The organism is Streptomyces sp. 840.1 (genome assembly GCF_003751445.1).
Classification (GTDB): Bacteria; Actinomycetota; Actinomycetes; order Streptomycetales; family Streptomycetaceae; genus Streptomyces.
This window is the reverse complement of sequence record NZ_RJUU01000001.1, coordinates 3,013,553-3,036,685: the sequence shown is the minus strand read 5'-3', so window position 1 is coordinate 3,036,685 and position 23,133 is coordinate 3,013,553. Positions and strand designations below refer to the sequence as shown.

At 69.8% G+C, this 23,133-nt stretch carries 17 protein-coding genes; 4 read left to right on the top strand and 13 right to left on the bottom strand.

Annotated features, from left to right (window positions below):
• Positions 1-502: 502 nt before the first annotated feature.
• Together EDD93_RS13890 and EDD93_RS13885 are read right to left on the bottom strand one after the other, a co-directional pair.
• Positions 503-1,444 (bottom strand): superoxide dismutase, encoded by a 942-nt coding sequence (locus EDD93_RS13890; protein WP_148083862.1) that lies wholly within the window; start codon positions 1,442-1,444, stop codon positions 503-505.
• 38 nt (positions 1,445-1,482) lie between these two features.
• A complete protein-coding gene (locus EDD93_RS13885; RefSeq protein ID WP_398905057.1) occupies positions 1,483-2,466 on the bottom strand; it encodes an aldo/keto reductase in 984 nt (327 codons plus the stop codon).
• A 168-nt stretch (positions 2,467-2,634) separates the two neighbouring features.
• On the opposite strand from EDD93_RS13885, the gene EDD93_RS13880 reads away from it, so the two are divergent.
• Positions 2,635-3,324 (top strand): TetR/AcrR family transcriptional regulator, encoded by a 690-nt coding sequence (locus EDD93_RS13880; protein ID WP_260255725.1) that lies wholly within the window; start codon positions 2,635-2,637, stop codon positions 3,322-3,324.
• Here EDD93_RS13880 and EDD93_RS13875 read toward each other — a convergent pair.
• The 7 genes from EDD93_RS13875 to EDD93_RS13845 are packed head-to-tail and all read right to left on the bottom strand — an operon-like array spanning position 3,272 to position 11,349.
• The gene (locus tag EDD93_RS13875; protein WP_123525446.1) at positions 3,272-4,504 is read right to left on the bottom strand and encodes a helix-turn-helix domain-containing protein; all 1,233 of its coding nucleotides are present in this window, start codon (positions 4,502-4,504) and stop codon (positions 3,272-3,274) included. The genes EDD93_RS13880 and EDD93_RS13875 overlap by 53 nt on opposite strands.
• Positions 4,501-5,334: an SDR family NAD(P)-dependent oxidoreductase gene (locus EDD93_RS13870; RefSeq protein ID WP_123525445.1), complete on the bottom strand. Its 834-nt coding sequence runs from the start codon at positions 5,332-5,334 to the stop codon at positions 4,501-4,503. The genes EDD93_RS13875 and EDD93_RS13870 overlap by 4 nt, the downstream gene beginning before the upstream one ends.
• Positions 5,321-6,640: an MFS transporter gene (locus EDD93_RS13865; RefSeq protein WP_260255724.1), complete on the bottom strand. Its 1,320-nt coding sequence runs from the start codon at positions 6,638-6,640 to the stop codon at positions 5,321-5,323. Before EDD93_RS13865 ends, EDD93_RS13870 begins: the two co-directional genes overlap by 14 nt.
• A 46-nt stretch (positions 6,641-6,686) precedes the next feature.
• Positions 6,687-7,913, bottom strand: a complete 1,227-nt coding sequence (locus EDD93_RS13860; protein ID WP_123525443.1) for a cytochrome P450 — start codon at positions 7,911-7,913, stop codon at positions 6,687-6,689.
• Positions 7,910-9,127 carry a cytochrome P450 gene (locus EDD93_RS13855; RefSeq protein WP_123525442.1) on the bottom strand — a complete coding sequence of 406 codons (1,218 nt, stop codon included), beginning with the start codon at positions 9,125-9,127 and terminating at the stop codon, positions 7,910-7,912. The genes EDD93_RS13860 and EDD93_RS13855 overlap by 4 nt, the downstream gene beginning before the upstream one ends.
• 22 nt (positions 9,128-9,149) lie before the next feature.
• Positions 9,150-10,346, bottom strand: a complete 1,197-nt coding sequence (locus tag EDD93_RS13850) for a cytochrome P450 (protein WP_123525441.1) — start codon at positions 10,344-10,346, stop codon at positions 9,150-9,152.
• A gap of 10 nt (positions 10,347-10,356) precedes the next feature.
• A complete protein-coding gene (locus EDD93_RS13845) occupies positions 10,357-11,349 on the bottom strand; it encodes an SDR family NAD(P)-dependent oxidoreductase (protein ID WP_123525440.1) in 993 nt (330 codons plus the stop codon).
• Positions 11,350-11,633: 284 nt separating this feature from the next.
• Here EDD93_RS13845 and EDD93_RS13840 point away from each other — a divergent pair, with 284 nt between their 5' ends.
• On the top strand, positions 11,634-14,495 hold the full coding sequence (locus EDD93_RS13840; protein ID WP_123525439.1) for a LuxR family transcriptional regulator: 2,862 nt from the start codon (positions 11,634-11,636) through the stop codon (positions 14,493-14,495).
• Positions 14,496-14,666: 171 nt separating this feature from the next.
• Here EDD93_RS13840 and eccD read toward each other — a convergent pair whose 3' ends face one another.
• Positions 14,667-16,136 carry a type VII secretion integral membrane protein EccD gene (eccD, locus tag EDD93_RS13835; RefSeq protein ID WP_123525438.1) on the bottom strand — a complete coding sequence of 490 codons (1,470 nt, stop codon included), beginning with the start codon at positions 16,134-16,136 and terminating at the stop codon, positions 14,667-14,669.
• 169 nt (positions 16,137-16,305) lie between these two features.
• On the opposite strand from eccD, the gene eccCa reads away from it, so the two are divergent.
• Both eccCa and EDD93_RS13825 read left to right on the top strand, forming a co-directional pair.
• Positions 16,306-20,271: a type VII secretion protein EccCa gene (eccCa, locus tag EDD93_RS13830; RefSeq protein ID WP_123525437.1), complete on the top strand. Its 3,966-nt coding sequence runs from the start codon at positions 16,306-16,308 to the stop codon at positions 20,269-20,271.
• 115 nt (positions 20,272-20,386) lie between these two features.
• Positions 20,387-20,995 carry a TetR/AcrR family transcriptional regulator gene (locus EDD93_RS13825; protein ID WP_123525436.1) on the top strand — a complete coding sequence of 203 codons (609 nt, stop codon included), beginning with the start codon at positions 20,387-20,389 and terminating at the stop codon, positions 20,993-20,995.
• Between the two features lie 52 nt (positions 20,996-21,047).
• Here the strand turns inward: EDD93_RS13825 and EDD93_RS13820 are convergent, their stop codons facing one another.
• The 3 genes from EDD93_RS13820 to EDD93_RS13810 form a co-directional block, all read right to left on the bottom strand.
• A complete protein-coding gene (locus tag EDD93_RS13820) occupies positions 21,048-21,809 on the bottom strand; it encodes an SDR family NAD(P)-dependent oxidoreductase (RefSeq protein ID WP_185092308.1) in 762 nt (253 codons plus the stop codon).
• A gap of 169 nt (positions 21,810-21,978) precedes the next feature.
• Positions 21,979-22,581, bottom strand: coding sequence for a hypothetical protein (locus EDD93_RS13815; protein WP_148083861.1), 603 nt, complete (start codon positions 22,579-22,581; stop codon positions 21,979-21,981).
• Positions 22,582-22,761: 180 nt separating this feature from the next.
• Positions 22,762-23,025 carry a hypothetical protein gene (locus EDD93_RS13810; protein ID WP_260255723.1) on the bottom strand — a complete coding sequence of 88 codons (264 nt, stop codon included), beginning with the start codon at positions 23,023-23,025 and terminating at the stop codon, positions 22,762-22,764.
• Positions 23,026-23,133: the final 108 nt, after the last annotated feature.

Sequence of the window (23,133 nt, the reverse complement as noted above, 5' to 3'; positions counted from 1 at the left end):
GCTTCCCCGCCCCCGGCGGGGTGCATCGGGCCAGGTGAAGTACGGGATGACCGGGAGTTGCTGTACCCGTGGCGCACAGCGGGCCGGTGCGCACGTGGAAGCCCCGACGCCGCAGCTCTCCTCGCAGAAGCAGAGAGATTCCGGACCGGGGGAAGTCCTGCGGGTCCTCCCCCTTGATTCCATCGGCCACCATCACTTCACCGGATGCGAGGGACAGGTCGACGGACCGCACAGCCAGAGTTTCTGTCTGTATGTAGGCGTTCACTGATGAACCTTCCCGTTTCCACCGAGGGGCTGTGTCTCCAGGAAAGCCGATCAGCGCGTCCGGAATGACAAATTCATTTGCCCCTTTCCTTCGGCCGCAGAATTGGCTCGACCATGGAAAAGAAAACAGCGCGTTATCCCGAAGAGCTTCGGGATAACGCGCTGCCGTGGAGGGGAGTTATGTGTGTCGCGCTCCGGAACCGGGCACCCGTCGGGCCGGCCTGCCCGGAGCCACAGTTCACGGCTTCAAAATCGCCACCGCCGTGTAGGGCGTGGTCGGTGTGGGCGTAGTCGTCGTGCGCGCGTTCGGAAGGTAGAGGAGATCTCCGTCCGCCGCGATGCGGGTCGGGATGTCGAAGCGAGGGTCCGTGGTGCGCCGGACGACTTCGCCGTGCAGTCCGGCATCGTCGATCTTCAGCGACGCGACCTCGTTCATGCGGTTCTCGGCCACATGGAGAGTGTGGCCGACCAGAAGCATTCCGTCGGGATTGGTCAGTGTCTCGGACCCGGTGTCCACGGTGTGAGTCGCTCCGCTGGCCGTGTTCACCTCGAAGAGCTTCCCGGTGTTGATCTGAGCGATCAGCAGGCCTTTTCCGTCGGGTGTGGGCGCGATGCCGCTCACGTTGAACCCGTCCAGGTACTGGAGATCGCCGGTGAGCGGCAGGGTGACCAGCTCACTCTGCGCGGGCAGCGAGCCGTCCGCGTGCAGCGGGAGTTTGTACAGGACGGGGTTGAACGAGTCCGTGAACCATGCGGCGTCCTTGGTCAGGACGACATCGTTGATGAAGCCGGTGGTGGCCGGCAACTTGTAGTCGGCCAGCACTTTCCCGCTCCCGCTGTCCACGATCCGGCCGTCGCCCACCGACCCGCCCGCGACATACAGCTTGTGGCCCTCGCCGAGCTTCATGCCGGTGGCCATTCCGCCCGTCCCCGGGGTGAGTAAGCCACCCTGGCCGGTGGACAGGTCGACCCGGTAGACAGCACCGTCGTTCAGCGAACCGAAGTACGCACGGTGCTCCTGCGGGCAGATGGCGATGCCGTCCGGGTGGAAGCCGTCCGGCAGTTGAAGTGTGGTGGGTCCTGCCGGCACGGGCGTCCGAGCGGCCGCACTCGACGTCCCGGTGACTCCGAGCGTGGCTGTCGCCATCGCCACGAAAGATATGACCAGCCTGCGGAACATGATTTCCCCGTTTCTTCTTTCTTTTCGTTCAATGACTGTCAGCGGCCGTTCATATGCATGACAGCTTCTGGGTAGCGGGTTCCCGCCACCGCCTCCGGAGGCAGCGCCTCGTCCAGCCGCTGGTGGTCCTCGGCGTCGAGCGCCACGTCCACGGCCGCGAGGTTCTCCTCCAGCGTGACCCTGCGCTTGGTTCCGGGAATGGGCACGATGTCTTCGCCCCGGTGGAGCAGCCACGCGAGGGCGATCTGGGCCGGTGTCGCCCCGTGCTTCGTGGCCACTTCGCGCACCACCGATGCCGCCACCGAGTTGGCGGTGAAGTTGTCCCCCTGGAACCGGGGGTCGTAGCGGCGGTAGTCCGACTCCGGATACTCCTCCGCCGGCAGCGCCGTACCGGTCAGGAACCCACGCCCCAGGGGCGAGTAGGCCACGAGACCGATTCCCCGCTCCCGGACCGCCGGCAGAATCTCCCGCTCGATGTGGCGCTCCCAGAGCGAGTACTCCGTCTGGAGCAGGGCCACGGGACAGACCTCGTGGGCGCGGGCGATCGTTCCGGCGCCGGCCTCCGACAGGCCGAAGTGGAGCACCTTTCCCTCTTGGATGAGCTCGCGGACCGTGCCGGCCACTTCCTCGATCGGGACTTCCAGGTCCACGCGGTGCTGATAGAGGACGTCGATCCGGTCGGTCTCCAGCCGCCTCAGGCATTCGTCGACCACTTTGCGAATGTGCTCGGGCTTGCTGTTCAGCTCTCCGCGTCGTGTTCCCTCGTACTCCCACCCGAACTTCGTCGCGATGACCGCCTCGTCCCGGCGGCCACGGAGCGCGCGGCCCAGAAGTTCTTCATTGACGAAGGGGCCATACGACTCTGCGGTGTCGAAGAAGAAGCAGCCTCGTTCGAGTGCCCGATGGATCGTCGCAATCGACTCCTTGTCGTCCGGAACTCCATAAGTCTGACTCATTCCCATGCAGCCGAGTCCCAACGCGGAGACTTCAAGGCCGGCGCTTCCCGGCCGACGCCGCGGAATCAGTGACGAGTTCAAATCCAGGGCCCTTCCCTCAGGTTCCCGTGGTTGTCTTCCCGGCCCTCGGATCCGTTTTCCTTCTGCGCATCCTAGAATCCGGACATTCGATCCCGGCCGAACTTACGGAACCAACTCCCCGCTTGTCAACGGCAATCACCACGGAGAACACGCATGAACATGGACATTAGCGCGCAAGATCTGCACCCCGAGGAAGAAGAAGCGGAACCAACGTCCCGCTTCGGGCCGGCACTGCGTTCGGACGCCCGGCGCAACCGTGCCCGGGTGCTGGAGGCCGCCCAGGAGGCGTTCGCCTCGGAGGGTCTCGGCGTGCCCCTGGACGAGATCGCCCGGCGCGCGGGTGTGGGTTCCGGCACCATCTACCGGCACTTCACGAGCAAGGAAGCGCTGTTCGAAACGATCGTGCTGGGCCGCCTGGAGCAACTCGTCGACCATGCGGAGAAGTTGGCGGACTCGGACGACCCCGCTGAGGCGTTCTTCCAGTTCCTCTCCCTGACCATCGAGGAAGGCAGCGTCCGCAGGGACATGGTCGACGCCCTCGCCGGGGAGGACGTCGACGCTTCCGCCGCCGTGCCCCGGGCGAGGCGGCGCCTTCGGCGGGGCATCGGCAAGCTGCTCTTCAACACGCAGCAGGCGGGGGCCGTCCGCGACGACATCAGTGTCGCCGACCTGATGGCCCTGATCACCGGGCTGATACTGGCCCGCAACCGCAACGACGGTGGCGCGGCCGTGCCACAACGGGTACTGAGTGTGGTGTGCGACGGTCTACGGCACGGCTGCGCGAACAGCGTCACAGCAGACCCGCCCGTTCGGCCAGACGGTACAGGTCGTGGCGAACGGTGACGCTGTCCTGGCCGATCGCCTGCTTGAGAAGGTGCTGCGCGTAGACGTTGAACCGGACCTCCTCGGGCGAGGCCCGGTCCGCCTGCATGAGTGCCAGCACCGCGCCCGGCTGATTACGCTGATGCAGGTGGGCCCGTGCCAGGGTCAGATAGAACCGGGCCCGGCCCTCACGGTCCAGCGTGTCCACACTGCCGACGTGTTCGGCCAGCCGCAGCGCCTTGCCCGAACGGCCGAGCACGACCTCGACCCGGACACGGTAGATCGCCACGTCCACCGGCCGGGCGGGCGCCGTCGTCCCCGGGGGCACGGGACTGGGCACCGACGTCATGTCCTGTGCGTCCTGGACCAGCATGGCGGCCCGGTCGAGCAACCGCTCGGCGCCGTGGTGGTCGCGGGCGAACGCCGCCGCCTCGGCCGCGGTGAGGTACAGCCGTACGCGGGCCGCGGTGGTCTCGCAGGCGGGGGAACCGTCGTACAGCTCCAGGGCGTCGGCCGCCGTGACGCACATCTCGCAGGCCTCGGCCGGCGCCTGAAGACGCAGCAGTACATCGCCGAAGCCCTGAAGGCATGCCGCCTCGGTCAGGGGCGCCGAGGCCAGCCTGGCTTCGGCCAGCGCCCGGTCCGTCGCCAGCAGGGCCAGGGACAGGTCCCCCGAACTGTGCAGGTAGGCGGCGGCCAGCCGATGTGTTTCGGCGCTCAGTCGGAGTGCTTCGGGGGCCGCACGGTCGATGTGCGGTCCGCAGACCCGTTCCAGCAGTCCCGGCAGGCTCGTTCGCACGGCGGACCAGCGTCTCGCGGACTGCCGCCACCACGTCCAGGCCTCGGTCACCTCCGAGGCCAGCCGGTCGATGTCGCCCGGCCGGTGGCCACCCGCGCGGACCGCCGCGCGGTGGCCGAGGAGCGCCGCCCGTATGTCCGGCGCCGCTCCGAACGTCGGCTCGTCGACCCGCCGGCCCGGCACTGCGACCCCCATGAAGGCCGCGACGTCCTTCACTTGAAGGACCTCGGCGAGCCGCAGGAGGGTCGACAGCCGGTCCACCCCCCGCCCCTTGCGCTCCACCTGCCGCAGCCACTCGGAGCTGTGTCCGACCAACGAGGCAAGGGTCTGCCGGGAGAGTCCTCGTCGGCGCCTGAGCAGTTCGATCCGTTCCCCGATCGTCTCTTGCGCGACTGTCGTCATCCCGCCGAACGCCTCCCGGTACGCGGACGGCCCACGGGGTCCGAGCCGATGATCTCGTCGCTGTAGCCAGTGAGTCCGGTGAATCCTCCGTTCACATAGACAACGTCTCCGGTCGAGTAGCCGGACGCATCCGACGCCAGGTAGATCGCCGCGCCGACAACCTCGTCCGCACGTCCGCCCCGGCCCATGGGGGTCGCCTTGCGGAGCTCCTCCGTGCGCGCGACGCCGTCCGGTGAAATGGTCCCGGGGCACAGCCCGTTGACCCTGATGCGCGGGGCGCAGTCCTTGGCGAAACACCGGGTGAGCATCCACAGGGCCGCCTTCGACATGCTGTACGGCGCTGCCAGCGGAACCGGTGCGAACCCGGCTCCCGAGAGGAGGTTGATGATGGTGCCCGGACCGCCCTTCACCAACGTGTTGACGAACAGCGACGAGAGTCTCGCCGGGGCCAGCACATTGACGTCGAGCGCGTCCTGCCACTGCGCCGTCGACACATCGGCGCTGTGCGTACCGGTGGCCCCGAAGGCCAGCGCGCCGTTGACCAGGATGTCCACCGCGTCGAAGTGCGCCTCTGCCGCGCCGGCCACCTGGTCGACGATGTCGGCGGCGCCGACATCGCGGTGCACGGTGGCCACGACGCGTCCGGTCGAGGCGCGGATGGACTCGGCGACGTCTTCCACCGCTTCCTTGTCACGGTCGACGAGGAGGAGGTCGGCGCCGGCCTGAGCGTAGCCCGACGCGATGGCAGCACCGATGTTCCGGCCCGCCCCGGTGATCAGAGCGGTACGTCCGGTCAGCCGGAATCGTTCGAGGGCATCAGGCTGGTTCACTGGAGTCCTTTCTCTCGGATGGCTCGGGCAGGAGCAGCGCGAGCACTGCGACGGCGGCCAGCAGCAGAGCGTCGGTCCGGAAGATCCGGTCCACTCCCCCGGGCCGCTGCCCGGCGACGGCGGCCAGCGCCGCGACGCCCATGGCACCGCCCAGATGGCGTGAGGTGTTGACGAGCCCGGAGGCGGTGCCGGCCCGGTCCGCCGCCACCCCACTGGTCGCCGCCAGGGTCAGAGGGGTGCTCGCCAGCCCGAGGGCCAGGGTGACGAGGAGACCGGGCAGCAGGATGTGTACGGGGAACGGGCTGTGCGGACCCGCAGCGGACAGCCAGGCGAAGCCGGCCGACTGGAGCAGCGCCGCGATCGCCAGCATCCGCTTGGCTCCGTACGCCGGCAGCAGGCGGGCGGCCAGCTGCGCTCCCGCCACGATGGCCAGGTACTGCGGGAGGAAGGCCGCGCCGGTTTCGAGCGGGCTGAATCCGCGCTGGTTCTGGAGATGGAGCGAGAGGAAGAACCACATCGAGAAGGTGGCCGCAGCGGTCAGGAACATCCCCACGTTCGCGACGGAAACGGACCGGCTGCGGAGCACGGGGATCGGCAGCAGCGGCTCACGGGCCCCCCGGGCCTCCCACACCGCGAAGAAGGCGAGCAGCGCCAGCCCCGCACCGAGCACCGGTCGGCGTCCCGGCTCGACGCCGTAGACACAGGCGACCAGGCCCGCCGTCACAGCCAGGGCCCCCACGATGTCCGGGGTGCGCCACGCCGCGCCCCGTGTCCGGCCGGCCACAGTGCCCCGGGCCAGCACGAGGACGAGAAGCGCGATCGGCACGTTGATGAGCATCGTCCAGCGCCAGTTCAGGTACTGCGTGACGAGTCCGCCCACGAAGACACCGGCCGCGCCCGCCGCGGCGGCCACCCCGCCCCAGGCCGCGAGTGCCCTCGCCCTGAGATTCGCGTCGTGGAACTCGCTGGTGAGCAGGGTCAGCGAGACGGGGGACAGCACCGCGGCCCCGATGCCCTGAACGGCGCGGGCGGAGATCAGCACCCCCGGCCCCCAGGCCAGGCCGGCGACGAGACTCGCGGTGGCGAAGAGGGCCATTCCACCCAGCAGCGCGCGCTGTTGGCCGATCAGATCCGCGAGCCTGCCGCCCAGCAGCAGCGACCCGCCGAACGCCAGCATGTAGGCGGTGACGACCCATTGGAGCCCCTCGGTGGAGAACCCGAGGTCTTGACGGACCGAAGGCAGTGCCACATGGACGACGGAGACGTCCAGCACCACGACGAACTGCGTCGTGCACGCCACGGTCATCAACCGCCGGGGAAGCCGGTCCCCGGGTCGCCGGGCCGTCACCGGGTCAGACATGAAGCACGACCGGGACGCGTTCGTAGCCGTTGAGCATGGGGCTGCGGGTGCGCTCCACGGGTCCGGCCGCCGAGATGCCGCGGTAGCGGACGGCGAGTTCCTCCAGCAGGATCCGCAGTTCGAGCCGGGCGAGCTGGGAACCGACGCAGAAGTGGGTGGCGTGGCCGAACGAGAGGTGCAGCCGGCTGCTGTCACGTCCGATGTCGAAGCGGTAGGGGTCGGGGAACACCCGGCTGTCGCGGTTGCCCGCGCTGTAGAGCATCAACACGTATTCGCCGGCGTGCAGTTGTCGTCCAGCCAGTCGCACCGGACGCACCACGGTGCGGCCGCCGTATCGCGCGGGTGTGGTCCAGCGCAGTATCTCCTCGGTGGCCGTCTCGGCGATTCCCGGCTCCTGGGTCAGCCGCCGGTACTCGCCGGGGTGTCCGGTGAACGCCTCGATGCCACCGGAGATGGCGTTGCGCGCGGTCTCGTTGCCCGCCACGAGCGCCGTCCATATGTGCATGAGGAGCTCCGGGTGGGAGAGCTTCTCACCCTCGACCTCGGCGAACGCCAGGGAGGTGATCAGGTCGTCCCGGGGACAGCGGCGCCGTTCGGCGATGAGGATGTCCAGGTAGTCGAAGAATTCGGACAGCACCTCCTGTCGTGGTCGCGCGCCCTCGGCGTCCGAGGTGGCGGCGAGCTCGTCGGACCAGCCGCGCAGCAGCGGCAGGTCGGCGAACGGCACACCCAGCAGTTCGGCGATCACCCGTAGCGGTACGGCCGCCGCGAAGGCGCTCACGGCATCGATCTCCTCGTTGCCGGGCACAGCGCCGAGAACCCGCGTGATCACTTTGCGTACGGCCGGTTCGAGCCCGACCACCCTGCGCGCGGTGAGGCTGCGACTGATCAGCTTGCGGTGTTTGTCGTGCTCCGGTGGATCGATGTTGTGCAGCAGGGGTGTGTCCTGTCTGCTGTCGGCCGGCCGGTCGCCGTGGCCGGCGCGGGGCTGGTCGATCATGTGCCCGCGTCCGCTGCTGAACTGTGCGGGGGATGCCGACACCTGGCGCACGTCTGCCCATCGGGAGACCACGTACATCGGCCTGCCTTTGGCCGACACCCAGGGATGGACCGGGCTGTGCTCCTGCAGCCACCCGAACGCGCGCTCCGGTTCCCGGTAGAAGTCGGGGTCGTCGGGTGCGATGGGTGGCAGGGCCGGGGCCTGTGCCGAGGGCTTCACCGCGCCTCCCGCACGGCCGTCGGCTCGAAGAGCACGGGGAGGGAACGGGTACTGCGGACGAGGCCCGGGGGCTGCTCGATCCGCGCGCCCGGACGCAGTCGAAGACCGGGCATCCGTGCGTGGATCTCGGTCGCCGCCACCTTGAGCATGAGCCGCGCGAAATGGGCCCCCATGCAACGGTGCGGTCCCGCCCCGAACGCCAGATGAGGGTTGGGGGCGCGGGACGGGTCGAAGCTCTCCGGGTCGGGGAAGACGCGGCGGTCCCGGTTGGCGCCCGCCCACAGCAGGAACACGCGCTCGCCCTGCGGTATCCGGCAGCCGGCGACCACCGTCTCCCTGGTGGTCACCCTGGACAGCCCGAAGGAGACCGAACCGTGGCGCAGCATTTCCTCGACGATCTGTTCCACGGAGTGCTCGTTGTCGCGGAACAGCTCGGTCAGGGCGGGGTCGTCGATCAGGTGCAGCGCCAGGTCACCGATGCTGTTGGATGTGGTGTCCATTCCCGCGACGATCAGCAGGATCATCGCGCGCACCATCTCCTCCCGGGTGAGAGGACGGCCTCGCATCTCCCCCCGCAGCAGCGCGTCGACGACGTCGCCGCGCTCCGGCTGCGTCTCGCGCCAGTCCAGGTACCGCAGCGACCAGTCGCTCAGGTCGGCGAACGCCTGGTTCTGCTCCTCCTGCGTAGTGCCGTGCGACACGATGCGGTGTGCGAGCTCCCGGGTGTGCGGAACCTCCTGCGGGGCGACTCCGAGGAGCAGCTGGAAGAGGGCCGCCGGAACGAACTTCCAGGCGAAGTCGACGGCCAGGTCACACTGGCCCGCTGCCACGAACTCGTCCATCAGGTCCGATGCGATGCGCCGCATGGCGGGCTCGTGACGGGCCACCGTCGGCGGCGACATGAGCGGGTTGAGGAGACGTCGCCAGTCGCGGTGCTCCGGCGGGTCGACCTCGATGGGGGCCAGCAGCGGGGCGCCGGGATTGTGCGGCAGGGACACGCCCTGGGCGGAGGAGAACGTCTCCCAGTCCTTGTTGGCGGCGAGCACTTCCTCATGGGTGGTGATGATCCAGAACCCGCCGTAGGCGCTGCTGCGGAGCACCGGCCCACGATCCCGCAGGCCGTTCATCACCGCCCAGAAGTCTTGGTCCTCCCCGGCGAGGCGGGGACTCCAGGGGTCGAAATCCACTTCGATGGGCTGGGTCTCGGTCGTCATTTCCACTCCGGACAAGGTTGGGTCACCGCCCGCCGGCGACTGTGAACTTCTCCCAGGTCAGCGCGGCGTAGGCGGGAGATGGGCGGCGCTCGGCGACTTCGTAGTGCGGCCAGCGGTCGAGGAAGGCGTTGATGGCGTGCCGGATCTCCATCCGGGCGAGCTGCGCACCCAGACACAGGTGCGGCCCCTGCCCGAACGTCAGATGAGGGTTGGGGTTCCTGGTGATGTCGTACCGGTCCGGCTCTCCGAAGCGGGCCGGATCCCGGTTGGCGGCGATGACCAGTGCCCAGACGACGTCTCCGTCGGCGAGCCGTTGTCCGCCGAGTTCGACGTCTCCGAGCACCTTTCTGAAGTTCACCCGGGCCGTCGGCTCGAAGCGCAGGGTCTCCTCTATGCCCGTCGGCACGAGCACCCGGTCCTCGATCACGCGCCGGCGCTGTTCGGGGTGGCTCGCCAGCAGGGACAGCATGGTGGTCGTCGTGGACGACGTCGTGTCGGATCCGGCGACGAGCAGCGTGACGCAGGTCGCGGCGAGCTCGTCGTCCGACAGTGCCCCGTCGGTGTTCTGCTGCACGAGACGGCCGATGAGGTCGTCGGTGGTACCGCTCCTGCGCCGGGCGGTGATCTCCGCCTGGAGATAGGCGAGCATGTCCCGGCCGCTGGTGACCGCGGCATCGATGTGTGCCTGCGGTACCAGGCGCGGGTCGGCCATGATGCAGCGCATCATGGCCTCCGCCCACTGGTAGAAGAGTTTGCGGTCACTGCTGGGGATGCCCAGCAGTTCGGAGATGACGGTCGTGGGCAGGGCGCTGATGAACTGGCCAAGCACATCCACCGGTTCGCCGGACGCCATGCCCGTCACGAACTCCGGCGCGTCGAGCAGTTCCCGGACGATCTCCGCGATCCGGGGCTCCAGTTGCTGGACCGAGCGGTACGTGAACGCCTTCTGCACCATCGAGCGCAGCCGCGTGTGGTCCGGCGGGTCGGTGTGGACCATGGTGTCCGTGCCCTCGAACCACGGTCCGAAGTCGGTGGACGCGAAGACGGTGTTCGAGAACCGCGTGGGGTCCAGGAGAACCTCCCGGCAGTGCTCGTAGGAGGAGACGAGCCAGACGCCGCCCATCGCCTCGCTGCGGACGACGGGCCCGGTCTCCCGCAGCCGGTCGAGCAACGGCCAGGGGTCCAGAACCGATTCGGGCGTCACGATGTTGATGTCCATGTCCCGTCCTTCAGTCGATCGTCAGCTGCTGGTCGAGCAGGGGGGCGAGCCCCCGCTGGTTCGCGCTCAGGGCGAACCGGAAGGTCTCCTGGTCGATCTCACGGCCCGCCGGCGACTGCCCCCGGACCGCTTCCCAGTGCTGGGTGATGTCCTCGGCGGTGGGTTCTCTCGTCCCGGCCCACCCCTCGCTGTGGGCGGTCCAGTACCGGTGGAACCAGCCGCCGGCCGCGCCGTACGTCTCCGCGGTCACCGGGCAGCTCGGATGCGCCAGCACCAGGGCCATCGGGGCCACCCGGTCGGCGGTGAGCAGCTTCATCTCCTCGCCCGGTTCGACGTCCGGGGCCGGCCGGCCCGGCAGCAGGGCGCCGGTGGCGTTGAACGCCTCGGACTGCCGGGTGTCCAGTGCGCCGGGCGCGAGCAGGTTGGCCTTGATCCCGTACTTCTGCCCCTCCCAGGCCACGGCCTTGGTGAGACCCACGAGCCCTGCCTTGGAGGCGGAGTAGTTGGCGCCTCCGTACGAGCCGCACAGTCCGGCCACGGAGGTCACCGCGACGATGTTGCCGTGGCCCTGTTCCGCCATGGCCCGGAAGGCCGGCTGCATGACACAGAAGGCACCGCGCAGGTTCACGGCGACCACATCGTCGAAGTCCTCGGGCAGCATCCGGGTGAAGAGGCTGTCCCGCAGGATGGCGGCGTTCGCGATGAGCGCGTCGATCCGTCCCCAGGCATCGAGCGCCGTACGGATGATCGCCTCGCCCCCCTCTGGCGTGGCCACGGTGTGGGTGGAGGCGATCGCCTCGCCCCCCGCTTCACGGATCTCCCGCACGACGGTTCGAGCCAGTTCCGCCCTGGGGGTGTCTCCTCCGGTCGGCGGGCCTCCGAGGTCGTTGACGACCACCCGGGCACCGCGGCGGGCGAAGGCCAGAGCCATGGCCCGTCCGATGCCGCCCCCAGCGCCGGTGACCACCACCACAAGGTCGTCGAACCGTACGTCCGGCACCATGCACCCACCCTCTCCCCAGCCAACGGGCGCCGCTCCCCCATCCGGAACGGGCACCCCGATTAACCGCGAAGCTATGTGCTTCACTCGCACCCCACCACCCCTCACCAACCCCTAGTGGCTCCTTGAATTCCTATGAAATGGCAGCTCAGAGCATGCGTAGGGGATCTGGTCCCGCAGGGGTCTCCTGACCGTTGGCTGAGATCCACCCTCGTAAGGGGAGCGATGACCTACAGTTCCAAAGGCTCAGGCCACCATGTGATGCCACGAGGCCTCGGGGAGGGCACATGCACCTGGTCGAGCGGGACAGTCAGTGGGCGGCGCTCGGAGGCCTGTTCTCCGCAGCTGTCCGCCGCGAGGGGGGCACGGCGGTAATCCACGGTCCCCCCGGGTGCGGCAGGAGCGAGCTCCTGTCGGCGTTCTCCGAGCGCCTGGCGCAGGAGGCGGGCGCGGTGGTCCTGAGAGCCGTCGGCACTCCGGCGGAGAGCCACGTGCCCGGCGGGATGCTGCGTCAGCTGTTCGCGGGCCCGCACCGGATCGCGACCGAGCTCCGGGAACGGGCCGGCGCGCTGCTCGGCGCCGCCCCGGCGGCGGACGCCGGGTCGACACCCGGCGGGCCGGCTCTCCCCTCCTGGGTGACTGCGGAACTGTGCGCGCTCATCGATGCCGCGTCGTCACACGATCCCCTGCTCATCGCGGTCGACGACCTTCATCACGCGGACGAGACCTCATATCGGTTCCTGCTCCGGCTGATGCATACCGCCCGGACCTCCCGCGTCCTCGTGGTGGTGACCGAACGCACGTCGGTTCCGGCCGAACGCCCCTTACCGGACATGGACTTACTGGCTCTTCAGCATGCTCACCGGATCTCGCTGCCCATGCTGTCGCCCGCCGGGGTCCGCCGGATTCTCGCCGATCGCCTCGCACCGGACGAAGCGGACCACCACGCGGAGAGGATCCATCGGGCCAGCGGCGGCAGTCCTCTGCTCGTACGGGCTCTGATGGCGGAGCTGCCGGACATGGCCACCGGACTGGCCGCCGATGGTCAGACGGCGGGCCGGACCGGCACGGAATCGCTCGCGGCGACGGCTTCGTTCGCCCGGACCGCCCTGTCCCTGCTCCACCGCAGCGGCCCGACGATCCTGAACGCCGCCCGCGCCGCCGCCGTCCTCGGTCCGTCATCAAGCGAGTTCAACGTCAGCAGGGTTCTCGGACTGGACCGGGGCGAGGGCTCGGCGGCGCTGGAGGCCCTCGGCACCATGGGTGTGTTCCAGGATGACCGGTTCGCGCATCCGGTGGTGGGGACCGCCGTTCTGCAGGACCCTTCCTTCGTGGAACGGGACGCGATGGCCCTGGCCGCCGCACGGGTGCTGTACGAGTGCGGGGCCGCGGACATCGATGTCGCCCAGCGTGTCGTCGCGGCCGGCCGGGCCGAACCGTGGGCACGTCTGCCCTTGATCCACGCCGCCGAGGAGATGCTTCGCACCGGGCACGCGGGGTCGGCCGTGCGCTGCCTGGAACTGGCCCACGCGGTCGGCCCGACCGACGAGGACCGGGCGAGGACCATGGCGTATCTCGCGCATGCCACCGGGCGGGACAATCCGTCCGAGCAGACCATGTACAACGATCCCCTGCTCGGCCACGTGCGCGACGGCTCCCTGACCGGCCGGTGCGCACTCACTCTCGTACGCCATCTGCTGCGGGACGGACGCGAACAGGACGCCGTCGAGGTCATCCAGAGGGTCGGGGCCGGCCGGTCGAAACTGGATTCCGAGACCACGACGGCGCTGGAACAGACCCGGCAGTTCCTCCGTGTCTACTACCCGTCGACGCCGTGGCCCCTGCCCGACGTCCGGACACACTTCGGCAGCAGGCATGCGCAACGGCGTGCCACCGGCCGCACCTTCACCGGCAGCAGCCCCCAGCACGGAGCCGTCCTCCTGAAGCTGGTCCTCGACGAGGGACCGCAGGACGTCGTCGTCCAGTGGGGCAGGCAGATACTGGAGGCCATAAGTCCGGACGAGCGCTCGCTGGAGACCGCGGTGGCGGTGCTCCAGGCGCTCACCTATTCCGAGCACTACGAACTCGCCGAGCAGTGGGGCGCGCGGCTCCAGGCCGTCGCGTCGGATCACGGCATTCCCCGGTGGAGCTCGATCCTGACCGCGGTGCGCGCGGAGACGGCGATACGGCGGGGCGACCCTCCGGCCTCGCTCACCATGGCGGAGTCGGCGCTCAAGGCACTGTCTCCGGAGCTGTGGGGGGTGGGGGTCGGGCTTCCGGTGGCCACGCTCCTCCAGGCATACACGGACACGGGGCGACACGACGAGGCCCAGGCACTTCTGCTGCACCAGCGACTGCCGGGTGTGGCCAGAACCCGGTTCGGCCTTGTGTACCAGCACGCCCGCGGCCGTCACTACCTGGGGACGGGCCGGCACTACGCGGCGCTCGACGCGTTTCTGGCCTGTGGCGAGACGGCGAGGTCGTGGGGGTTCGATGTCCCGACCTTTCTTCCCTGGCGCAGTGATGCGGCATTCGCGCTCCTGGAGATGGGAGAGGCGGACGAGGCTCGTCGTCTGATACACGAACAGGAACAGCGTCCGGGCGGCGCCTCGTCCACCCTCCGGGGCATCGGCCTGCGGGCTCTGGCCAGGGCCGGCCGGGCCGGTGACCGTCTGGCACTGCTACGGGAATCGGCCACGCACCTCAGTAACAGCGGCAACGAACTGGAACTGGCACGGACCCTGGTGGCACTCGCCCACAGCTACCGGCGCGCCGGGGACTACTCCAAAGCGGAGATGGTGGCCCATCAGGCCCGCTTCAGGGCGAGCGAGTGCAGCGCGAGCCCACTGCTCGGTGAGCTGGACGCCGCCTCGGAGTCCGGGCCCGCGCTCCGCGCGCCCCTGGTGCGTGACTCGACGGACAGCGAGCTGCTCACCGATGCCGAGCGGCGGGTTGCCGAACTGGCGGCGCTGGGCAGCTCGAACCGCGAAATCGCTCGCAAGCTGCATGTCACGGTGAGCACCGTCGAACAGCACCTCACGCGGATCTACCGAAAGTTGTGCATCAAGCGCCGCTCGGAACTTCCTCGCCGGCTCACCCTCAACAGGTTCGCGCAGGACACGGGCAGGTTCCCCAAGGCAGTCAGCTGACACCCCCTGGCGCCGGGGGGGGTCTTCCCGCGCAGACGGGCTGCCACCTGTGGAACCGGCTTTGCCCCTGATGCCCGTCTGCTGCGCGACGACGGATAAATGCTCCGTCCGGCTACGGGGTGAGGTGCCGCAGCTGTCGTCGTGCACCCGCCATCAATTACGGGACAGCCCTTAGCTCGTCATCCCGCGTGCCGAGGAGTACACGTCCAGTACGGCCAGACACAGGGGAACGAGCGCGAGGAGGAGGACCACCTCGGCCAGGTCGGAGAGGCGGCCCCAGAAGGGGGAGAGCCCCTTCTTCGGGATGATCAGCGCGATAGCGACCAGCAGCGCGGCTCCGGCCGTGACGGCCGCGGCGAGCCACAGGGTGCGGATGTCGAGCGGTCCCCGGTCCTGTTCCGTCAGGAGCTTGATGACGGCGTCGGCCGGCGGGTTGAGCGACAGGCCCAGGACCAGCAGGCCCAGGGCGGCGAGGCCGGCGCCGAGGACGGCGACGACCTGGGCGGTGTAGCGGAAGAGGCGCGCCCGCAGCAGCATGGCCAGGCCCGCGACCAGCGCGAGGGTCTGGCCCCAGACGTTGCTGGAGAAGCCCAGGACGGCGGCGGCCGCGACCACCACGACGCAGCAGCCCCCGACGAGGCCCAGCAGCAGCTCGTGCCCGCGCCGGGCCTGGGCCGCGATGCGTTCGGCGTCGACGGGGTCGGCCTCGCCGAGGACACCCGTCTCGTTGTCGAGGTCGGCGTCGGTCGTGGGGCGCGGGGCGGCGTAGCCGATCGGCAGGTGGGCCACCCGCGCGGAGAGGCCGGGCAGGAAGGCGATGGCGCCGATCGCGACGACCGCGCAGACGGCTGCGGTCTCGCTGGGACTGGAATCGGTGAGGATCGCGCAGAACGTGGCGAGGGTGCCGACCGCCGAGGCGAAGACGATGGCGACGAAGGGGGCGTCGCCGGTCGGCATCGCGGCGACGAGCCCGGTCGAGACGAGGAGCACCGCGGCGCAGCCCAGCAGGAACTGCAGTCGCCCGATGCCGGTGCCCGGGTCGAGCGCGAGGAGCCCGGACCCGGCGATCATCAGGTGCGGCAGCGCGGCGAGGCCGAGCGCGACCGCCGAGGCCCGGTCCCCGTAACTGCGTGCCCTGATGCCCGCCAGTGTGACGAGCAGTACGCCGACTGCGGCCGCGACGATGCCCGGAAGGCCGTGCATGTCGTGCTTGACCGGGTCCGCGAACCAGAGCACGAAGCCCATGAGTACGAGAAGGAGCGCACCGCCGAACAGGCCGGAGACGCCGAACAGCTGGTCGCTCCAGAGCGCGCGGTCCCGGCGGACGGCGGACGCGACGGCGTCGGCCACGTCGTCGAAGACGGCCGGGGGCAGCGATTCAGCGAAGGGCCGCAGCCGCAGGACGTCACCGTCCAGAACGCGCTGGACGGACAGCGGGTGGGTGGCGTCCAGGAGGGTGCCGTCGCGGCGGGCCAGATGGTAGCCGGGAGGCGCTCCCGGCGGTGTGACCTGTCCGGTCAGCCGCAGGATCTCCGGCAGGAGGTCCGCGACGGCTACGTCGTCCGGGAGGGCGACATCGATACGGCTGTCCGGCGCCACGACCGTTACGCGGCAAAAACCGGTTGTCAGGGTCGAACTCACCTGATGGATCCCCTCGTTCGCTGTACACCACGCTCCAGGCCAAGGGCGCCACCCTATCGGGGTCCCTCCCATGGCCTACACGTAGGATTGTCGGCGCGCGGAGGTAGGTCGCTGCCACGGGGGTGCCGGCCCGCAACTCTCCGGGCCGCACTGAGGGATTGATTCGCCGGTGACCCAGATTGTCGTGAAGCGCCAGCCCCGAGCCATGCCACCGGAGACATCGACGGCCGAACTACGGCTCGAATCGCCTCCCGAACTGCCGCGCGGGCAGCAAGAGGGTATGGCGATGCAGCTGCTGCCGATGCTCGGCATGGGCTCGTCGGTGGTGTTCTTCTTCATGCCCGGCTCGCAGCCCTTCATGAAGATCATGGGCGTCATGATGCTGCTGTCGACCGTGGCCATGGCGATCGCGCAGGTGATGCGGGCCCGCAAGGGAAGCCAGGGCGAGGCCTCGGAGGGCCGCCGGGACTACCTGAAGTACCTCGCGCAGACCCGTCGCAAGGTGCGCCGCACCGCGCGGGCCCAGCGCGACGCACAGTTCTATCTGCACCCCGATCCGGACCAGCTGTGGTCGCTGGTCGCCGAGGGCGGCCGGCTCTGGGAGCGGCGGATCGCCGACAAGGACTTCGGGCAGGTCCGCATCGGTCTGGGCCCGCAGCAGCTGTGGACACCGCTGGTCGCTCCGAGCACCGCACCGCTGGACGAGCTGGAGCCCCTGTCGGCCGGTGCCATGCACCAGTTCCTGGCCACGCACGGCTCGCTCGACCGGCTCCCCATGGCGGTGTCGCTGCGCGCCTTCTACCACGTCGTGGTGTCGGGCGACCCGGGTTCGGTACGCGATTCCGCCCGCGCGATGGTGGGCGGACTGGTCGCGCTGCACTCGCCCGAGGACCTCATGGTCGCGGTCGTGGCATCCCGGGACGTCACCGACCAGTGGGACTGGACGAAGTGGCTGCCGCACACCCAGGTGCCGGGGTCGTCCGACGGGGCCGGCACGAAGCGGCTGTTCGGCGACAACCTGATGGAAGTCGAGGCACTGCTCGAGAACACCCTGTCGGGCCGGTCGAGGTTCAACCGCGAGGGGGCGCCGCTCCTGGACCAGCCGCACGTCGTCGTCGTACTGGACGGCACCTTCGTACCGGCGGAGTCGCTGCTCGCCTCCCCGGAGGGGCTGCAGGGCGTGACCGTCGTGGAGATCGTCCCGGAGGAGCTGGACGAGCCCCGCGGCGGGCTGAACATAGCGGTACGGCCCGGCCGGCTGAGGCTGGAGTCGGCGGCGGCCACCTATCACGGCACGCCCGACCTGCTGCCGGTCGCGACCGCGGAGGCCCTGGGCCGTCAGCTCGCCCCGCTGCGGATGGGCGCCGGCGCCGAGGACGACGAGCCGCTGCTCGCCAACCTGGACTTCACGGACCTGCTGGGGATCGGTGACCCGGCTGCGGTCGACACCGCGACCGTCTGGCGGCCGCGTTCGACGGCCGACCGGCTGCGGGTCCCGATCGGGATCGGGGAGGACGGCTCGCCCGTCATGCTCGACCTCAAGGAGGCCGCACAGGAGGGCATGGGGCCGCACGGGCTGTGCGTGGGAGCGACCGGTTCCGGCAAGTCCGAGCTGCTGCGCACCCTGGTGCTGGGCCTGGCGGTCACGCACTCCTCCGAGACGCTCAACTTCGTCCTGGCCGACTTCAAGGGCGGCGCGACGTTCGCCGGGATGTCCGAGCTCCCGCACGTCGCCGCGGTGATCACCAACCTGTCGGACGACCTCACCCTGGTCGACCGCATGCGGGACTCCATCACCGGTGAGCTGCAGCGCCGCCAGGAGCTCCTGCGCTCCTCGGGCAACTACGCGAACCTCACCGACTACGAGAAGGCGCGCGCCGCCGGCGCCCCGCTGGAGCCGCTGGCCTCCCTGGTCCTGGTGATCGACGAGTTCAGCGAGCTCCTCACCGCGAAGCCCGACTTCATCGACATGTTCATCCAGATCGGCCGCATCGGGCGGTCCCTGGGCGTGCACCTGCTGCTGGCCTCGCAGCGCCTGGAGGAAGGCCGTCTGCGCGGCCTGGACACGTACCTGTCCTACCGGATCGGCCTGCGTACGTTCTCCGCCGCGGAGTCCCGGACGGCCCTGGGTGTGCCGGACGCGTACCACCTGCCCTCGGTCCCCGGCTCCGGGTTCCTGAAGTTCGGCACGGAGGGGATGACCCGCTTCAAGGCCGCCTATGTGTCGGGCACCTACCGGCCGGGCGTCGCCCCGACCACCGGCACCGGGGAGCTCCCCATCGACCGGCGCCCCGTACTGTTCACCGCGACCCCGGTGGCGGTCCACTACCCGGAGCCCGATCCGGACTTCTCCCTGGCGCCCGGACAGCGGACCGCCGACGCGCTGGCGGACACCGTCCTCGACGTCATCGCCCGCCGCCTGGAGGGTCAGGGGCCCCTCGCCCACCAGGTGTGGCTGCCGCCGCTCACCGAGGCGCCGTCCCTCGACCAGATGCTGCCGCCGCTGGCGGTGACACCCGAGCGCGGACTCCACGCCCCGCAGTACGGGCAGAACGGCAACCTGGTCGTTCCGTTCGGCCTGGTCGACAAGCCGTTCGAGCAGCGGCGCGACCCGCTGGTGCGGGACTTCTCCGGCGCCGCCGGTCACATGCTGATCGTCGGCGGCCCCCGCTCCGGCAAGTCCACCCTGCTGCGTGCCCTCATCGGCTCCTTCGCCCTCACGCACACACCGCACGAGGTGCAGTTCTACGGGATGGACTTCGGCGGCGGCGGCATGATCGCCGTCGACGGCCTGCCGCACGTCGGCGGGGTGGCCTCCCGGCTCGACCCGGAGAAGATCCGCCGCACGGTCGCCGAGGTCTCCGGCATCCTCAACCGGCGCGAGGAGTTCTTCCGGGACAACAACATCGACTCGATCACCACCTACCGCCAGCTCCGCGCCGCCGGCCGGCTGCCCGGCGAGCCGTGGGGCGACGTCTTCCTGGTCATCGACGGCTGGCAGTCCTTCAAGACGGACTACGAGTTCCTGGAGCCGGTCGTCGCGGACATCGCCGCACGGGGCCTCGGCCTGGGCGTGCACCTGGTCGTCACCGTCGCCCGGTACATGGAGATGCGGGCGGCGCTCAAGGACCAGCTCCTCAACCGGCTGGAGCTGCGCCTCGGCGACCCGACCGACTCCGAGCTGGACCGCAAGGTCGCGGTGAACGTCCCCGTCGGCGCACCCGGCCGAGGCCTGACGGCGGAGAAGCTCCACTTCATGGGCGCGCTGCCGCGCATCGACGACTCCGCGGGCGCCGGCGACGACCTGTCCGAGGCCACCACCGCCTTCGTCCGGGCCGCGTCCGACAACTGGCCCGGCCCGCACGCCCCGCAGGTCCGCATGCTGCCCAGGAAGCTGTCCGCGCGGGAGCTGCCGAGCGGCCCGGAGCGGTCGAGCGGTGGCATCGCGATCGGCATCGACGAGATGAACCTCGCACCGGTCCTGGTCGACTTCGACACCGACCCGCTGTTCGCGGTCTTCGGGGAGTCGGAGTCCGGGAAGACCGCCCTGCTGCGGCTGCTCATCAAGCAGATCACCGAGCGCTACACCCCGGAGGAGGCGCTGATCTGCGTCGGTGACTACCGGCGCAGCCTGCTGGAGTGCGTGCCCGAGCCGTACCTGGTCGGATACGCGACGACGCAGAACGCGTTCGAGACGTACCTCAACGACATGAACACCCTCATCACCAGCCGCATCCCCGGCCCCGACGTGACCCCGCAGCAACTGCGCACGCGCAGCTGGTGGCGCGGGCCCCGGGCGTTCATCATCGTCGACGACTACGACCTGGTCGCCACGTCCTCCGGCAACCCCATGGCGCAGCTGGTCGACAACCTCCCCTACGCCCGCGACGCCGGGGTGAACTTCATCATCGCCCGCAGCAGCGCGGGCGCCGGCCGCTCCTCGTACGAGCAGTTCATCCAGCGCTTCAAGGAGCTCGGCGCCCAGGGCGTCGTCCTGTCCGGCCACCCCGGCGAGGGCGAACTCCTCGGCGACGTGAAGGCCCGCCCGCTGCCCCCGGGCCGCGGCCTGTTCGTCTCCCGCCGCAGCGCGCCCTCGCTGATCCAGACGGGCTGGCTGCCGACGGACCTGGACTGAGCGGGGCACTGTCGAGTACGGCGGAGGGGGCCGGCCCGGTCACGGGGCCGGCCCCCTCCGCCGTGTCCGCACCTACAATGGACCATCTGGTCCATTACGGTCGTGGAGGTGGCTCGTGCCCGGGAAGCTGACGGCGAAGGGGAAGGCGACGCGGAGCCGCATCGTCGAGGGGGCCGCGGCGGTGGTGCGGGAGAGAGGCGTCGCCTGGGCGACCCTGGACGACATCATGGCGCGGACCGGCACCAGCAAGAGCCAGCTCTTCCACTACTTCCCGGCAGGCAAGGACGAACTCCTTGTCGCCGTAGCCCAGTTCGAGGCGGACCAGGTCCTGGAGGACCAGCAGCCCTACCTGGGCCGCCTCGACTCGTGGGAGTCCTGGGAACAGTGGCGCGACGCGGTGGTCAGGCGCTACGAGGCGCAGGGCGACCAGTGTCCGCTCGGCTCGCTGTTCCTCCAGATCGGGCGCTCGACTCCCGGGGCGCGGGCGATCGTGGTCGAGCTGCTGCGCCGCTGGCAGGAGAGCCTCGCGGCGGGGATCCGGGCGCTGCGGGCAGCCGGTGAGCTGCCCGCGGACGTCGATGCCGATACGAGGGCGGCGGCGCTGCTGGCCGGGATCCAGGGGGGCGTGTCGATCCTGCTGTCGACGGGCCGGTCCACGCACTTGCGCGCCGCCCTCGACCAGGGGATCGCGGACCTGCGCCGCGCGGGCGGCGCCGCGGCGTGAGCTGGGCGGCCGCCCCGGAGCGCCGATGCTCCCGAGGCAGACTTCCGCCGTATCAGCCGGCGATGACGGCGACCGTGGTGCGGCCGCCATCCACGTCGAGCACGGTGCCGTGCACGAACGAGGACTCGTCACTGGCGAGGTACACGGCGGCGTTCGCGATGGCCTCCGGGGTGCCCATCTCCCCTGAGGGGGTGCCCTTCATCATGATCTCGCCGGGGTGGGTCTCGCCGGGTGCGGGCGTCTGGACCACGCCCGGGGAGATCGCGTTGACCCTGACCCCCTGCGGCCCGAACTCCGCGGCCCAGGCCCGGGTCAGCGTCTCCATCGCCCCCTTGGTGGAGCTGTACAGGGCGCCGGGGATGCCAAGCCGCGCGATCCAGGAACCCAGGTTGACGATGACCCCGCCCCCGGCCTCCGCCATGGCGGGCGCGACAGCGGCGGTCAGGAAGAACGGGGCCTTCACGTTGACTCCGTAGACCTGGTCGAAGGTCTTCTCGTCAACGGTGACCGTGGTGTTGCGGGGGTAGATGCCGGCGTTGTTGACCAGGACATCGATGCGCCCGCCGAGCACCCGCGTGGCCTCCCGGGCGAGCGCCTGCGAGGCGTCGGCGCTGCCGTCCAGGTCGGCCCGCACGAACTCCGCGCGGCCACCGCGCGCACGAATCCCGTCGACGACCTCCGCGCCGCGCTCGGCGCTGCGGCCCGAGACGACGACGTACGCCCCCTCGGCGGCGAAGGCCTCCGCGATGGCCCGCCCGAGGTTGCTGGTCGCTCCGGTGACAAGGGCGGTCTTACCCGCAAGCCGCACAGACATGGTTCTCTCCATTTCGTGGTTCGCCGCTGCGCAACCGCACGGCCGGACCGCCGGCGGCGTTCGACCGGACGGGTCGCCCCATCACGATCAGGGCGTACAGCCACTGTGCGACGACAAAAATGGACCCGCAAGTCCAGACCTGGGGGGCTCCGGACTGCCCATACCTCGGCTACCGCGAGGCACCCGCACCGTTCGCGCGGCCCTTGCCCGGGTTCCAGGGGTCAGTGAACTTTCCGGGGGCGAACCGCTCGACCGCGTCAATGATCAGGTCAGGGTGCGTCGGCCTCCGGTGGTTCCAGAAGGAGTGTCCGAGCGAATAAATCAGAATCACTCGCTCCCCGCCGACGCCGTTCGGCGACTCCGGGTACACGCCCGGCTTCGGCACCAACAGCAGGTAGCTCCGCCTGCTGTTGAACCGGACCTTGTCGATGACCGCCCACGGCACGGTCTGGGTGCGGTCACTCCACACTTTGCTCACACCTGACGAATCGATGCGCAGCCCCGAGCGCCGGCGCATGAGCACGATCAGCCACAACACGGCCACTACTGCCGCGGGCACCGGTATTTCCGCATACCCAAGGACTCCCAGCGAGCCCACCGCATCCATGACGTCATCCGCGACCAGGAGGGCGACCACAAATGCCGTCAGCACTTCCAGGAGAATCAGGCACAGCATCCCGGCGAGGACCAAGCCGACGTAGAACCAGCCCCGCCGTGCCCGCTCGGCGGGGAGCGAGAGCACCCCGGCAGCATCTCTCAAAGGCGTGAACACGACGCTCTCCTTCATTGAGTCCCGGACGGCCGGCACACGGCGCTCAACTCTCCGGCGGCGACGCGTGAACGGATCACCCAGAGTGGGCGTACGAGAACGGGCCGGCCTACTGTGCGGGCACACGACTCCTTGACCCCGCCATCAGCGCACGGAGCTGGGCCCTTGCCGGGGCATGGCCGGTTACAGCGACTGAACCAGCTTCAGGGCTTCGGGCAAGGGGCACCGAGGAAATTGGCGCCTGAACCGGCGTGCGGCCACCAGCACGCCCTTCTCGTCGCGGATCCGGCGAAGTTCCGCCTCGTCCGTCACGATCGACCGCAATGCATCGATGGACCCGAACTGTCCGTACCAGTCCTTCCGGCGCCGCCGCTGCAAGTAGCTCTCGCCCCAGAATGGGACGAGAAATCCCACAGGACAGAGGAGAAACACCAACAGCGAGTCCATAAGGAGATGAAAGGAAAAGATCATCACGTAAAGACTGGCTAGTGCGGCACACCAAAGCGGTACTCGAATCCACTTCACGCTGGACCACCACCTGTCATGTCGAGGGCC

Coding starts and splice junctions, on each gene's coding strand:
- EDD93_RS13890 (WP_148083862.1), bottom strand. CDS start 1,444: ATGTTCCGCAGGCTGGTCATATCTTTCGTGGCGATGGCGACAGCCACG.
- EDD93_RS13875 (WP_123525446.1), bottom strand. CDS start 4,504: ATGACGACAGTCGCGCAAGAGACGATCGGGGAACGGATCGAACTGCTC.
- EDD93_RS13810 (WP_260255723.1), bottom strand. CDS start 23,025: ATGGACTCGCTGTTGGTGTTTCTCCTCTGTCCTGTGGGATTTCTCGTC.
- EDD93_RS13855 (WP_123525442.1), bottom strand. CDS start 9,127: ATGACGACCGAGACCCAGCCCATCGAAGTGGATTTCGACCCCTGGAGT.
- EDD93_RS13820 (WP_185092308.1), bottom strand. CDS start 21,809: ATGTCTGTGCGGCTTGCGGGTAAGACCGCCCTTGTCACCGGAGCGACC.
- EDD93_RS13880 (WP_260255725.1), top strand. CDS start 2,635: ATGAACATGGACATTAGCGCGCAAGATCTGCACCCCGAGGAAGAAGAA.
- EDD93_RS13865 (WP_260255724.1), bottom strand. CDS start 6,640: ATGACCGTGGCGTGCACGACGCAGTTCGTCGTGGTGCTGGACGTCTCC.
- EDD93_RS13840 (WP_123525439.1), top strand. CDS start 11,634: ATGCACCTGGTCGAGCGGGACAGTCAGTGGGCGGCGCTCGGAGGCCTG.
- EDD93_RS13850 (WP_123525441.1), bottom strand. CDS start 10,346: ATGGACATCAACATCGTGACGCCCGAATCGGTTCTGGACCCCTGGCCG.
- EDD93_RS13845 (WP_123525440.1), bottom strand. CDS start 11,349: ATGGTGCCGGACGTACGGTTCGACGACCTTGTGGTGGTGGTCACCGGC.